The 12,616-nt window shown below is 73.0% G+C and carries 13 protein-coding genes; 5 read left to right on the top strand and 8 right to left on the bottom strand.

Annotated elements, in window-relative coordinates; translation table 11 throughout:
- Positions 1–94: 94 nt before the first annotated feature.
- Complete coding sequence (locus ACZ7GJ_RS07470; RefSeq protein WP_365925293.1) at positions 95–355, bottom strand: hypothetical protein; 261 nt, start codon at positions 353–355, stop codon at positions 95–97.
- A gap of 174 nt (positions 356–529) precedes the next feature.
- Between ACZ7GJ_RS07470 and ACZ7GJ_RS07475 the strand changes: the two genes are divergently transcribed.
- The gene (locus ACZ7GJ_RS07475) at positions 530–913 is read left to right on the top strand and encodes a cold-shock protein (protein ID WP_329824936.1); all 384 of its coding nucleotides are present in this window, start codon (positions 530–532) and stop codon (positions 911–913) included.
- Positions 914–982: 69 nt separating this feature from the next.
- Here the strand turns inward: ACZ7GJ_RS07475 and ACZ7GJ_RS07480 are convergent, their stop codons facing one another.
- The 4 genes from ACZ7GJ_RS07480 to ACZ7GJ_RS07495 all read right to left on the bottom strand — a co-directional run bounded on the left by ACZ7GJ_RS07480 (position 983) and on the right by ACZ7GJ_RS07495 (position 4,359).
- The gene (locus tag ACZ7GJ_RS07480; protein WP_470750202.1) at positions 983–1,867 is read right to left on the bottom strand and encodes a 1,4-dihydroxy-6-naphthoate synthase; all 885 of its coding nucleotides are present in this window, start codon (positions 1,865–1,867) and stop codon (positions 983–985) included.
- The gene (locus ACZ7GJ_RS07485; RefSeq protein ID WP_470750203.1) at positions 1,848–2,579 is read right to left on the bottom strand and encodes a futalosine hydrolase; all 732 of its coding nucleotides are present in this window, start codon (positions 2,577–2,579) and stop codon (positions 1,848–1,850) included. Before ACZ7GJ_RS07485 ends, ACZ7GJ_RS07480 begins: the two co-directional genes overlap by 20 nt.
- A 13-nt stretch (positions 2,580–2,592) precedes the next feature.
- Positions 2,593–3,078 carry a DUF2771 domain-containing protein gene (locus tag ACZ7GJ_RS07490; protein ID WP_470750204.1) on the bottom strand — a complete coding sequence of 162 codons (486 nt, stop codon included), beginning with the start codon at positions 3,076–3,078 and terminating at the stop codon, positions 2,593–2,595.
- A 111-nt stretch (positions 3,079–3,189) separates the two neighbouring features.
- Positions 3,190–4,359, bottom strand: coding sequence for an MFS transporter (locus tag ACZ7GJ_RS07495; protein WP_470750340.1), 1,170 nt, complete (start codon positions 4,357–4,359; stop codon positions 3,190–3,192).
- Positions 4,360–4,921: 562 nt separating this feature from the next.
- On the opposite strand from ACZ7GJ_RS07495, the gene ACZ7GJ_RS07500 reads away from it, so the two are divergent.
- From ACZ7GJ_RS07500 to ACZ7GJ_RS07510, 3 genes are all read left to right on the top strand, one after another.
- Positions 4,922–5,830, top strand: coding sequence for a DUF3027 domain-containing protein (locus tag ACZ7GJ_RS07500; protein WP_470750205.1), 909 nt, complete (start codon positions 4,922–4,924; stop codon positions 5,828–5,830).
- A gap of 71 nt (positions 5,831–5,901) precedes the next feature.
- Positions 5,902–7,650 carry an ABC transporter permease gene (locus ACZ7GJ_RS07505; RefSeq protein WP_470750206.1) on the top strand — a complete coding sequence of 583 codons (1,749 nt, stop codon included), beginning with the start codon at positions 5,902–5,904 and terminating at the stop codon, positions 7,648–7,650.
- A gap of 8 nt (positions 7,651–7,658) precedes the next feature.
- A complete protein-coding gene (locus tag ACZ7GJ_RS07510; protein WP_470750207.1) occupies positions 7,659–8,969 on the top strand; it encodes an ABC transporter ATP-binding protein in 1,311 nt (436 codons plus the stop codon).
- Positions 8,970–9,031: 62 nt separating this feature from the next.
- Here ACZ7GJ_RS07510 and ACZ7GJ_RS07515 read toward each other — a convergent pair whose 3' ends face one another.
- Positions 9,032–10,087 carry a YncE family protein gene (locus ACZ7GJ_RS07515; protein WP_470750208.1) on the bottom strand — a complete coding sequence of 352 codons (1,056 nt, stop codon included), beginning with the start codon at positions 10,085–10,087 and terminating at the stop codon, positions 9,032–9,034.
- Positions 10,088–10,163: 76 nt separating this feature from the next.
- Here ACZ7GJ_RS07515 and ACZ7GJ_RS07520 point away from each other — a divergent pair, with 76 nt between their 5' ends.
- Entirely contained in the window at positions 10,164–10,850 is a 687-nt protein-coding gene (locus tag ACZ7GJ_RS07520; protein WP_470750209.1) for a GDSL-type esterase/lipase family protein, read from the top strand.
- 7 nt (positions 10,851–10,857) lie between these two features.
- On the opposite strand, the gene ACZ7GJ_RS07525 is transcribed toward ACZ7GJ_RS07520, so the two are convergent.
- Together ACZ7GJ_RS07525 and thpR are read right to left on the bottom strand one after the other, a co-directional pair.
- Entirely contained in the window at positions 10,858–11,847 is a 990-nt protein-coding gene (locus ACZ7GJ_RS07525) for an aldo/keto reductase (RefSeq protein WP_470750210.1), read from the bottom strand.
- A gap of 187 nt (positions 11,848–12,034) precedes the next feature.
- Positions 12,035–12,586, bottom strand: a complete 552-nt coding sequence (gene thpR, locus ACZ7GJ_RS07530) for an RNA 2',3'-cyclic phosphodiesterase (RefSeq protein ID WP_470750211.1) — start codon at positions 12,584–12,586, stop codon at positions 12,035–12,037.
- Between the last annotated feature and the right edge of the window lie 30 nt (positions 12,587–12,616).

Below are 12,616 nucleotides of genomic sequence, written 5' to 3' on the forward strand. Positions count from 1 at the left end.
CCTTTTTGTTCTGCCTCTCCCCCCCCCACGCCCCCCCCCCCCCCCCCCCCCCCCCCCCCCCCCCCCCCCCCCCCCCCCCCCCCCCCCCCCCCCCCTACGCCTGGGAGGCGCGGGCGGCCCGGCGCTGGGCCGCGGCCGAGCGCAGCACGCCCGCGGCGGAGATGGCGAAGCCGACGCCCATGAGCATGCACACGGCCCACGCGTACGACGGGAACGGGTCGGTGTCCAGGAACAGCGGGGCCATCGTGGCGAGCGTGGCCGCGGCGCCGACGATGAAGACGATGCCGCCCGCCTTGACCAGCGCGTCACCGGGGCGCGCGTCGTCGGCGTGCTCGGGCTGAGGAGTAACAGTCACGCCACCAGGGTAGTTCCCTGGCCGAAGCGGTCCACCGGGAAGGACCGGGGAACGTCTTGTCACTCGTTCACGGAGCACTAGCCTGGAGGTGGCGGGTCAGTGACCCGCTGTACTGCTATCCGGAGCCGTTTGTGACGGCCCCGGACCCGACGAGCACAAGGACAGAGGACGGACGTGCCTACCGGCAAGGTCAAGTGGTTCAACAGCGAGAAGGGCTTCGGCTTCCTCTCCCGTGACGACGGCGGCGACGTCTTCGTCCACTCTTCGGTGCTCCCCGACGGGGTGGACGCCCTCAAGCCGGGCCAGCGCGTCGAGTTCGGCGTAGTGGCCGGGCAGCGCGGTGACCAGGCGCTTTCGGTGACGGTGCTGGACCCGACGCCCTCGGTCGCGGCCGCACAGCGGCGCAAGCCGGACGAACTCGCCTCGATCGTGCAGGACCTCACGACCCTGCTGGAGAACATCACCCCGATGCTGGAGCGCGGCCGCTACCCCGACAAGGTGCACGGCGCGAAGATCGCCGGGCTGCTGCGCGCGGTGGCCGACCAGCTCGACGTCTGACCCTTCCGTGCGCACCGTGCCCCGCCGCTCGAACGAGTCGGCGGGGCACGGTCGTTGCGGCCGCGGGGGCTACGGGAAGGCCAGCGCGTCCGGTCCGATGGCCGGAACAAGCCCCTCTGCGGCGGCCCGCGTCAGCAGCCCGCGGACGGCCGCGTAGCCCGCGTCGCCGAGGTCGGCGGTGAACTCGTTGACGTAGAGCCCGATGTGCTGGTCGGCGACGGCCGGGTCCAGCTCCTGCGCGTGGGCCCGGACGTACGGGCGCGAGGCCTCCGGGTCGTCCCAGGCCATCCGGACCGACGTACGGGCGGACTCGGCCAGCGCGCGCAGCGTGTCGGAGCCCAGCGAGCGCTTGGCGATGATCGCGCCGAGCGGGATCGGCAGTCCGGTGGTGCCCTCCCAGTGCTCGCCCATGTCGGCCAGGCAGTGCAGCCCGTAGTCCTGGTAGGTGAACCGGGCCTCGTGGATGACGAGTCCGGCGTCCACCCGGCCGTCGCGCACGGCGGGCATGATCTCGTTGAACGGCAGCACGACCACCTTGCCGACACCGGCGGGCAGCACGTCCGCGGCCCACAGCCGGAACAGCAGGTAGGCGGTGGAGCGTTCGCTCGGCACGGCGACGGTCCTGCCGGCCAGGTCGACGCCCGGCTCGCGCGTCAGCACCAGCGGCCCGCAGCCGCGCCCCAGGGCCCCGCCGCAGGGCAGCAGCGCGTACTCCTCCAGCACCCAGGGCAGGACGGCGTACGACACCTTCAGCACGTCCCACTCGCCGCGCTCGGCCATGCCGTTGGTGATGTCGATGTCGGCGAAGGTGACGTCGAGGGCGGGCGCGCCGGGGATCCGGCCGTGCGCCCAGGCGTCGAAGACGAAGGTGTCGTTGGGACACGGCGAATAGGCGATGCGGAGCGGGCCGAGCGGGCTGTGCGGGTGGAGCGGTTCACTTGCGGTGCTGCTCATGCTGTCCTCCCCAGTGGGCGAGTACGGGGCCCAGTACGCGGAACCCCTCGGCCAGCGCGGCCAGGGCGTCCCCGATGCGCCAGGCGTCACGGTCGCGCGGGCCGACGGCGTTGGACACGGCGCGGATCTCCAGTACGGGCAGCCCGTGCGCGGCCGCGGCCTCCGCGACCCCGAAGCCCTCCATCGCCTCGGCCCCCGCGAGCGGGTGCAGGGCGGCGAGCCCGGCGGCGCGCGCGGCGGTGCCGGTGACGGTGGAGACGGTGAGCACGGGCGCGAGCAGCGCCCCGGTCGCCTCGGCGGCGCGGGCGGCGAGCTCGGCGGGCGGCAGGTGCACGCTGCGGCCGAAGCCGAGCGCGTCCACGGAGAGGAACCCGTCCTGCGTGTCGGCGCCCAGGTCGGCGGCGACGATCGCGTCGGCGACCACGAGCGAACCGGTGGGGGCGGCGGGCGCGAACCCGCCGCCGATGCCGGCGGAGACGACGAGGCCGTAGTCGGCGAGCGCCAGGGCGGTGGCGGCAGCGGCGGCCGCGGCTGCCGGCCCGACGCCCCCGACGAGGACGTCGAGGGCGATCCCGGGCAGGTCCCGGCGGCGGACGAGGTAGCCACCGGGCAGGGCGCGCGGCTCAGGGCCGGGGGTGTCCGGATGAGGGGTCAGACCGGCCACGACGGAGTCGGCCTCCGCCGTCACCGCGGTCACAATGAGCGCGCGCACCGTGGGTACGTGACTACTTGAGCTTGATGTTGAAGGCCCAGACGGCGAGCGGCTTGCCGTCGGCGGCGAGTTCGACGATGTGCAGCTTCTTGGAGGCCGGGGCCTCGCCCTGGCCGCCGGTCGCGAAGATGTCGGCGCCCGGGAAGCTGCGGTAGGTGTTCGCGGAGGGCTCGGTGATCGGCTGGCCGTCCAGGACCGCCTGCCACTTCTTGCCGTCCTCGACGACGTCGGGCTCGACACCGAGGCGCAGGGTGTCGCCGCGGCCGTACTCGACGGTCTTGGCGTCCTTGCTGTTCGTGAGGCACTCCTGGACCTTGTCCGAGGAGAGTTCCACGGCGTCGTGGCAGGCGGCCTCGGCGGACACCGACGACGTGCCGACCGTCACGGTCGCCAGCGGTGTCGGCTTGTCGCAGGCGGAGAGGAGGAGGAGGCCGGCGGAAACGGCTCCGAGGGCCGCGACGCTGCGGCGGGCCCTACCCGAGAAAAGCGGTGCGGTCATGAGCCGAAGGCTATCTGGCCGCTGGGCCGCGCCGCTGCACGGGGTCCGGCTGGCGTGCCTCGACGGCCGGCAGGGCCGGATCCACGCGGCTGGGCCCCGCGGGGCGTGCGCTCACGCCACCCGCGGGCGGGAGGAGGGGTGCTGGTGGTGGCGGGGGGAGGCGAGGAGGCCGCGCACCGCCATGGTGGCGCCCAGGGCGACCACCGCGGCCGCGACGCCCATGCCCAGGGACCCGTTCAGCGGAAGCGCGATGCCGATCGCGCCGCCCAGTACCCACGCCACCTGGAGCAGGGTCTCCGAGCGGGCGAAGGCCGAGGTGCGCACGGCCTCGGGCACGTCGCGCTGGATCATCGCGTCCAGCGACAGCTTCGCGAGCGCCTGGCAGAAGCCGGCCGTCGCGCCGAGGAAGGCCATGAACACCCCGCTGAAGAACACGGCCGCCACGATCGCCACGCCCAGGGTCAGGCACAGCACGGCGGCGATGATCGCCTCGGGCGCGCGGGCCCGGAGCCAGGCGCCCACCGCCGTGCCGCAGGCGTTCCCGATGCCCGCGGAGACGCCCACGATGCCCAGGGAGACGGCCGCGCTCTGCCCGGCGAGCGGGTGCTCGCGCAGCAGGAAGGCCAGGAAGAAGATCAGGAACCCGGACAGTCCGCGCATCGACGCGTTGGCCAGCAGCCCGCACAGCACCGACGGGCTGACCGTGCGCAGCCCTGGCCTCTTGGAGTGCGCCTCGTGGGTCGACAGGCGGGCCCGGCGCTCGCCCTTGGCCTCGTCCACCTTGTGCGGGAGCGTGAAGGCCGCGAAGGTGCCGCAGATGAAGATCGCGCACGCCCCGTACAGCGGCCACTGCGGTCCGATCGCGTGCAGCGCGGCCCCCAGCGGCGCGGCGGCGCCCGTGGCGAGCAGGCCCGCCAAGGTGACCCGGGAGTTCGCCTTGACGAGTGAGAACTTCGGCGGCAGCAGCCTCGGGACCACGGCGCTGCGTACGACGCCGTAGGCCTTCGAGGCGACCAGGACGCCCAGCGCCGCCGGATAGAGCTCCAGGCCGCCCGTCGCGACCGCGCCCGACATCATCACGGCCAGCAGTGCGCGCGTCAGCATCGCACCGGCCATCGCGGCGCGCCGGCCGTGCGGGAGCCGGTCCAGGAGCGGTCCGATCACCGGGGCCAACAGGGTGAAGGGGGCCATCGTGATCGCCAGGTACAGGGCCACCCGGCCGCGTGCCTCGTCCGTGGGCACCGAGAAGAACACCGTCGAGGCGAGCGCGACCGTGATCATCACGTCGCCCGCGCCGTTGATGGCGTGCAGCTCGATCAGCTTGCCGAGGCCCGATTCGCCGGCCCCGTGCGCATGCGTGGCTCGCCGGATCCCGCGCGCCGTACCGGTGATCGGCAGGTGCAGGGCACGCCCGACGGCCCGGCCGGCCCGCCTGGCCGGTCCCGAGCCGTCATCGGACGACCGTACGGGTGCCACCTGGCCATAGTGCCCCACTCGGCCCCCGTGGAGCCTCTCCGGCGCGTCACCGGTGCGTGACCGATCGGCCCGCGGCCGGGCTCCGGCCGATCTGCATGTCCGCGAATCGGACCTTGCATGTGGGCCGAAGGCGCCGGAGGAGGTAGCGTGCCTAGCGCGCCACCGACGGTTGCTCTTGGCCGCGCGCCTCTTCGCGATCCCGCAGAATGGATCGCAGGTAGGTGCGCCCGAGGCCGATCGGGTGCGGACGTCGACGCGGCCCTCTGGTCCGCTCCGCCCGCGCCTCGTACGGACAGGACCGACGGGTCGTTGTGGACGACAGTACGGACGGCGCACTCGTGAGACGGCGTAGGAGAGAACGAGACCTGTGAGTGCTGCGACGACGCGAAGCCGTACCCCCGACCGCCTGTGCGCCGAGGCGGTAGACCTCGCCCGCGCGGCGGCCGAGGAAGCCGCCGCTCCCGGAGTGGTGGGCGAGCACGTCTCGGCCGTCTCCGAGGGCGACCGGGTCGTCACGCACTTCTTCGAGTGCAAGGACCCCGGCTACCGCGGCTGGCGCTGGGCCGTGACCGTGACGCGCGCCTCCCGGGCGAAGAACGTCACCCTCGACGAAACGGTGCTGCTCCCGGGCGAGGACGCGCTGCTGGCCCCCGAGTGGGTGCCGTGGAGCGAGCGGCTGCGGCCGGGCGACATGGGCCCGGGCGACCTGCTGCCCACCGACGCCGAGGACCTGCGGCTGGAGCCGGGCTGGTCGGGCGAGGACGCGCCGCCGCCGAACTCGGTCGTGTCCCCCGAGATGGCCGAACTGGTCGAGGCCGAGGACGCGGACGTGACCGACCGCGCGGTGGTCCCGGTGCGCGGTTCCATCACCGCGGTCGCGGAGGAGCTCGGCATGCGCCGGGCGCGGGTCCTGTCCCGCTACGGGCTGCACAGCGCGGCCGACCGCTGGGACGAGTCCTTCGGCGCGAAGACCCCGATGGCGCAGGCGGCGCCGGCTTCCTGCGTATCCTGCGGCTTCCTCGTCGCGATCGGCGGCTCGCTGGGTCAGGCCTTCGGCGTCTGCGCGAACGAGTTCGGCCCCGCCGACGGGCACCTGGTCTCGCTGTCGTACGGGTGCGGCGGGCACTCGGAGGCCGCGGTCATGCCGAAGCCGCCGAGGCCGGCGCCGCCGGTGCTGGACTCGATGGCCTCGGACGAGTTCCCCCTGCGGCCCACCCCCGACACGGGCTCGGTCCCCGCGGAAGACCTCTCCGAGGCGGACCTCGGCCACAGCTGACGCGGCGCGGCCCGACCCCGGTTGGGTGACCCCGGGAGCGGGCGGCGCGGCCGCGTGATCCGCTGGAGCGGATGAAGACCGCACCGGGCCCGGACACCACCCCCCACACAGGCCAGGCCGCGCCGGCGAGCGGCCGGCTGTCCTGGGTGGACTTCGCCGTGGCCGCCGCCGTGCTGGTGCTCTTCTACCTGTTCCTCCAGGTCGGCAAGGGCACCACCGTCAACTTCGACCCGGCCGACGTCCCCGACGTCGACACCGACCCGGCGAAGCTCCCGTACTACGCCGCCCGCAGCGTCCTGCGGATGTTCATCGCGCTCGCCGCGTCCGTGGTGTTCACCTTCGCGTACGCCTACGCCGCCGCCCGCAGCCGAAGGCTGGAGCGCATCCTCATCCCGGCCCTGGACATCCTGCAGTCCGTGCCCGTCCTGGGTTTCCTCTCCGTTCTCGTGACCTTCTTCGTCGCGCTGTTCCCCGGCTCCCTGCTCGGCCTGGAATGCGCCGTGATCTTCGCCATCTTCACCTCCCAGGCGTGGAACATGACCTTCGGGTTCTACGCCACCCTCACCTCGCTGCCCCGCGAACTCGACGAGGTCTCCCGCTCGTTCGGCTTCACCCGCTGGATGCGCTTCTGGCGCATCGAGGTCCCCGCCGGGGTCATCGACCTCGTCTGGAACGGCATGATGAGCTTCGCCGGCGGCTGGTTCATGCTCGTCGCCTCCGAGGCCGTCAGCGTCTCCGGCCACGACTACGCCGTACCCGGCCTCGGCTCCTACGCCGGCACCGCCATCGGCGAGGGCGACCTCGCCAAGGTCGGCTGGGTCATCCTCGCGATGACCCTCACCATCGTCACCGTCAACTTCCTCTTCTGGCGCCCCCTCACCGCCTGGGCCGAGAAGTTCAAGAACGAGCAGTCCGAGTCCACCGACGTCCAGCGCAGCTACGTACTGGACTTCCTGCGGCGCTCCCACTGGCCCGCGCTCCTGGGCCGCGCCACCGGCCCCGCCCGCGAGGCCACCGGCCGCGCCGCCCGCGTCCTGGGCCGCGACGACCGGCCGCTGTCCGTGGACCCCGTACGCCGCCGCACCGGCGACATCGCCTTCGCGGTCGTCGCCGGCGCCGTGATCCTCCTCGGGCTGTACGACCTGCTGCGCTACCTCCAGCGCGAGACCGGGCTCGGGGTCTTCGGGGAGCCGCTGCTGCTCGGGCTGATCACCTTCGTCCGGGTGATCGTGCTGGTGGCCGTCGCGACCGTCGTCTGGGTGCCCGTCGGGGTGTGGATCGGCTCCTCGCCGCGCCTCACGAAGATCGCCCAGCCGCTCGTACAGGTGCTGGCCAGCTTCCCCGCCAACCTGCTCTTCCCGGTGGCCGTCTGGTTCTTCCTCAGGACCGGCCTCGACATCAACATCGGCTGTGTCCTGCTGATGGCCCTCGGCGCGCAGTGGTACATCCTCTTCAACGCCATCGCCGGCGCCATGTCCATCCCCTCCGACCTCAAGGAGGCCATGGACGACCTCGGCGTCCGCGGCCTCCAGCGCTGGAAGCGCCTGATCGTCCCCGCCGTCTTCCCCTCGTACGTCACCGGCGGCATCACCGCCTCGGGCGGCGCCTGGAACGCCTCCATCGTCGGCGAGGTGGTCACCTTCGCCGGATCCACCCTGACCGCGACCGGCCTCGGCGCCTACATCTTCCACGCCACCGAGGACGGGAACTTCCCCCGGCTCATCGCCGGGATCGCCGTGATGAGCCTGTACGTCGTCGGCCTCAACCGGCTCTTCTGGCGCCCGCTCTACCGGCTCGCGGACCGCCGCTACTCGATGTGAGAACCGATATGGGGAACCAGCCCGTGACGACGATCCTCAAGGCCGCCGCCCTCACCAAGTCCTACGCCGGCGCCGACGGCGAGCTGCCCGTCCTCGGCGGCATCGACCTGGAGATCCACGAGGGCGAGATCGTGGCCCTGCTCGGCAAGTCCGGCAGCGGGAAGTCCACCCTGCTGCGCTGCCTGGCGGGCCTGATCCCCACCAGCTCGGGCTCGGTCACCTACCGCGGCGAGGAGCTGCGCGGCGCCAATCCGGGCACGGCCATGGTCTTCCAGACCTTCGCGCTGCTGCCCTGGCTGACGGTGCAGCAGAACGTGGAACTGGGCCTGGAGGCCAAGGGCGTGGACCGCGAGGCACGGGCCCGGCAGGCGGTGGCCGCCATCGACCTGATCGGCCTCGACGGCTTCGAGTCGGCGTACCCCAAGGAGCTCAGCGGCGGCATGCGCCAGCGTGTCGGCTTCGCCCGCGCGCTGGTCGTGGAGCCCGACGTGCTGATGATGGACGAGCCGTTCTCGGCGCTGGACGTGCTGACGGCGGAGAACCTGCGCGGCGAACTGATGGAGCTGTGGGCCTCGGACCGATTCCCCGCCAAGGCCGTGGTGCTGGTCACCCACAACATCGAGGAGGCGGTGCTGATGGCCGACCGGGTCGTGGTCCTGGGCTCGCGCCCCTACGGAACCATCAAGGAGACCTTCGAGGTCGGCCTCGCCCGCCCCCGGGACCGCACGGGCGCCGAGTTCGGGACCATCGTCGACGCCGTGTACGCGGTGATGACCGGCCGCAGCGCCAAGGCCCCGGCGGCCGCCCCGCCGGTGAAGCGCACCCCGGCGAACACGCCCCTCCCGGCGGCCAGCGTCGACGGCATGGCGGGCCTCGCCGAGATCGTCCTCCAGCGGGGCGAGGACAGCGAGGACCTCGTGGACCTGGCCGAGGAGCTGGGCCTGGAGGTGGACGACGTACTGCCGCTGGTGGACGGGCTGGAGCTGCTGGGGCTGGCCGAGGTGCGGGACCTGCACCTGGTGCTGACCCCGCGCGGCGCCGCCTTCGCGGGGGCCGACGTACAGGAGTCGAAGGAGCTGTTCGCGGAAGGGGCGCGGGAGGTCCCGCTGGTCCACCTCATCCGCACCACCCTGGAGCGCTCGCGGGGCGGCACGCAGCGCGCCGGGTTCTTCCGGGACCTGCTCTCGCACCACTACACGAGCGAGCAGCTGGAGCGGCAGCTGGAGACGGCGACCGACTGGGGGCGGTACGGGGAGCTGTACGGCTACCACGCGGACGGCGAGGAGTACCGCCTCGACGAGGACGAGTACCGCGCCTAGGTCGTGTCGTCAAAGTCCCGTCTGGCCGGCGGGGCCCGGGACCCGTTGCGTCGCCGGGCGGGTTACGGCTTCGGGGTGCGGCGGAAGAGCCGCTTGGCGCCCACGACCAGCACCGTCGCGCCCGCCAGCACCAGTGCGCCCTTCGTGAAGCTGCCCTCGTCCGCGGAACCCGCGCCGCTCGTGGAGCCGGGCGCGGCCGGGCCGCCGCCCGGGGGCGGGGTCCCCGGGGTCGCGGAGGACTTCGCCGCCGCCCTCACCGGGACCGCCACGACCCGGCTCTCCGCGCCCTCCGCGCCGAACATCAGCGTCGACCCGTCCGCCGTGTACGTCACCGACTCCGCCTGCCCCTGCCACGGCGCACCCACCGCCTCGCCCGGCCCGTCCGGCCGGCCGTCCTTCCACGGGTAGGTCTTCGCGAAGAGGTACCCCCGCAGGGCGAGGCGCCCGCCGTCCGGGGAGAAGGCGCCGTCGGTGACCCACGGGACGTCGGCGATCCGCCGGAAGGTGTTCGTACCGGACGTGGACAGCTGCTGCGGGCCCTCGTACAGCCCGCCCTTGTCCTCGCTCTTGCTCGCGATGTAGACCCGGCCCGTCACCGGATGCACCATCAGGGCCTCCGCGTTGCGGGCCCCGTCCGCGTACTTCACCGTGAACTGCTCGGCCTTGACGGTGACATCCCGCAACTCCTTCGGCTCCGGGAGGCGGTAGATCCACACGTGGTCCCAGGTCCCGCCCAGGTTGTCGCCGATGTCCCCGACGTAGAGATGCCCGTCCGGTCCCAGCGAGATCGCCTCGACGTCCCGGGGCTTGCCGGTCCCGGTCATCGTCACCCGCGCCACCGTCTTTCCGGTCGCCGAGTCCACCGCGTACAGGTACGGGCCGTCGTCGCTGTCGTTGTGCGTCCAGTACACGCCGGGGTGGATCCGGCTCGCCGCGAGCCCGCTCGACTCCTTGATCCGCGGATCGGTGATGGTGAACCCCGAGGCGCCGGGGGACCCGGCGGCGGCCGCCACCCCCGAACTCGACACCACGGCAAGGGCGACGGGCAGGGCGGCGGTCAGGACGACGGCGGTACGGAGGGCGGCGGTACGGAGGGCACTCGACGGCAGCAGGCGCATGCCCCAAGCCTGCCAGCCCGCCCCGCGTGTCCGGCATCACAGGGGTTCCTGTCGCGTGATCCGCGATGATGTCCGGATGCGTTTCATGTTCGTCGGCGACTCCATGACCATCGGACGCGCCGGCGACTACACCTGGCGCTACCGGATGTGGCAGCACCTCACCACGGCCTTCGACGGCCCGTTCAAGATCGTCGGCCCGCGCTGCGAGCTCTACGACACCGCCGCGGACACGCCGAGCAGCCACGAGTACGCCGACCCGGCCTTCCCGGAGCCGGCCCGCCGCCACCTCGCCGGCTGGGGCGAGGGCTGGCAGCACATGGCGCCCCTGATCGGCCCCGCCGTCGCAGCCGCCGAGGCCGACGTACTGCTCGTCTCCCTCGGCCTGATCGACCTCGGCTTCTACACCGCCGCCGACGAAACGGCCGCCAACGCCCGCCGGTTCATCGCCGCCGCGCGCGAGGCCCGCCCCGACATCCGGATGGTGCTGCTCCCGGTGATCCCGAACGTGCGCGCCGAGTCCGACGCGCCCTTCGCGGCGCAGGTCGCACTCTTCAACGAGCTGCTGGCGAAGGCGGTCGCCGACCTGTCGACGCCCGCCTCGCCCGTCCTGCTGGCCGCGCGCCCGGCCTCGTACGAGATCCACCACGACACCTACGACGGCACGCACCCCAACGCCTCCGGCGAGCACCGCCTCGCCGGCGAGTTCGCGGCGGTGCTGCACCAGGCGTGGGGGATCGGCGGCCCCTACCGCCCCGCGCGGTAGGCCGCGCCTACCAGGCGAAGGCCTCGGGGGATGCTCCCGGACCGGGGAAGATCTCGTCCAGCGCGGTCAACAGCTCCTCGCCGAGGTCCAGTTCGAGGGCGCGCAGGGCGCCGTCGAGCTGCTCGCCCGTGCGCGGGCCGACGATGGGGCCGGTGACCCCGGGCCGGGTCAGCAGCCACGCCAGGGCCGTCTCGCCGGGCTCCAGGCCGTGCTTGTCGAGCAGGTCCTCGTACGCCTGCACCTGCGCCCGTACCGCGGTGTTGGCCAGCGCGTCCGCGGAGCGGCCGGAGGCGCGGCGCCCGCCCTCGACCTCCTTCTTGATCACGCCGCCGAGCAGCCCGCCGTGCAGCGGGGACCAGGGGATGACCCCGAGGCCGTACTCCTGGGCGGCCGGGATGACCTCCATCTCGGCGCGGCGCTCGGCGAGGTTGTACAGGCACTGCTCGCTGACCAGGCCGACCGTCCCGCGCCGGGCGGCGGTCTCGTTCGCCTGGGCGATCTTGTAGCCGGGGAAGTTGGAGGAGCCCGCGTAGAGGATCTTGCCCTGCTGGATCAGTACGTCGATCGCCTGCCAGATCTCCTCGAAGGGGGTCCGGCGGTCGATGTGGTGGAACTGGTACAGGTCGATGTGGTCGGTCTGGAGCCGCTTCAGGCTGGCCTCGACGGCCCGGCGGATGTTCAGCGCCGAGAGCCGGTCCTCGTTGGGCCAGGTGTCACCCTCGCGTGACATGGAGCCGTAGACCTTCGTGGCGAGGACCGTCTTCTCCCGCCTGCCACCGCCCTGGGCGAACCAGGTGCCGATGATCTCCTCGGTGCGGCCCTTGTTCTCACCCCACCCGTACACGTTGGCAGTGTCGAAGAAGTTCAGCCCCGCGCCGAGCGCGGCGTCCATGATCGAATGACTGGTCGGTTCGTCTGTCTGCGGACCGAAGTTCATCGTGCCGAGGACGAGTCGGCTGACCTTGAGTCCGGTGCGTCCGAGCTGCGTGTACTTCATGGGCCCCAAGCCAACTGCTTCGAGCCCACTCCAAGCAAGAGCCCTCGCGGTTACTGCCCGACGGCGGCCGCCACGGCGACGACTACGAACATCAGCACGAGCACACCGGCCATCACACGGTTTCTGGTCTTGGGATCCACCCGTCGAGCCTAACGCGGCCGGGCCCGGCACCCGTACACAGGGGCCGTCAGCGGCCCAGTGGCCAGGCTTCGACGACCTCGTAGCGGGGCTGCTCCCCGGGGACGCCGGAGGTCGGGAGGTTGCTGCGGACCAGGCCGAGCTCGGTGACCTGCCAGGCGGTGCCCTCGAAGGAGCCGAGCCCGGCGAGGTACGGAGCGAGGTCGGTGTCCTCGCGGGACCGGGCGAGCGTGAGGTGCGGGGTGTACCGGCGGTGCTGGTCCATCGCCACGCCGGCCCGGCGCGCGGCGGCGTCGGCGCGCTCGGCCAGCATCCGCATCGCGTCGAGGTCCCCGGCGGCGCCGGCCCACAGCGCGCGGCGGCCGAAGTGGCCGGCGCCGTGCAGGCGCAGAGCGAAGGGCTCGGTACGGGCCGCCGCGCGGGCGAGGCGGGCGTGGAGGTCGGGGAGCAGCCGCTCCTCGACCTCGCCCATGAAGGCGAGCGTGAAGTGCCAGCCCGCTTCCCCGGTCCACCGGAGGTGGTCGTCGCGCAGGGGCCGTACGGCTTGCGCCAGCTCGGCGATTGCTCCTTGCGGCGGCAGCACCGCGGCGAACAGCCTCATGCGGCTGAGCGTACGGGGTCCGGGCGCGGC

Source organism: Streptomyces sp. NPDC037242 (assembly GCF_055604165.1).

What these genes read in the sequence shown, in the direction of transcription:
- ACZ7GJ_RS07480 (WP_470750202.1), bottom strand. Translation starts at nt 1,867, where the DNA reads ATGAGCAGCACCGCAAGTGAACCGCTCCACCCGCACAGCCCGCTCGGC.
- ACZ7GJ_RS07490 (WP_470750204.1), bottom strand. Translation starts at nt 3,078, where the DNA reads ATGACCGCACCGCTTTTCTCGGGTAGGGCCCGCCGCAGCGTCGCGGCC.
- ACZ7GJ_RS07495 (WP_470750340.1), bottom strand. Translation starts at nt 4,359, where the DNA reads ATGATCACGGTCGCGCTCGCCTCGACGGTGTTCTTCTCGGTGCCCACG.
- ACZ7GJ_RS07505 (WP_470750206.1), top strand. Translation starts at nt 5,902, where the DNA reads ATGAAGACCGCACCGGGCCCGGACACCACCCCCCACACAGGCCAGGCC.
- ACZ7GJ_RS07510 (WP_470750207.1), top strand. Translation starts at nt 7,659, where the DNA reads ATGGGGAACCAGCCCGTGACGACGATCCTCAAGGCCGCCGCCCTCACC.
- ACZ7GJ_RS07515 (WP_470750208.1), bottom strand. Translation starts at nt 10,087, where the DNA reads ATGCGCCTGCTGCCGTCGAGTGCCCTCCGTACCGCCGCCCTCCGTACC.
- ACZ7GJ_RS07520 (WP_470750209.1), top strand. Translation starts at nt 10,164, where the DNA reads ATGCGTTTCATGTTCGTCGGCGACTCCATGACCATCGGACGCGCCGGC.
- ACZ7GJ_RS07525 (WP_470750210.1), bottom strand. Translation starts at nt 11,847, where the DNA reads ATGAAGTACACGCAGCTCGGACGCACCGGACTCAAGGTCAGCCGACTC.
- thpR (WP_470750211.1), bottom strand. Translation starts at nt 12,586, where the DNA reads ATGAGGCTGTTCGCCGCGGTGCTGCCGCCGCAAGGAGCAATCGCCGAG.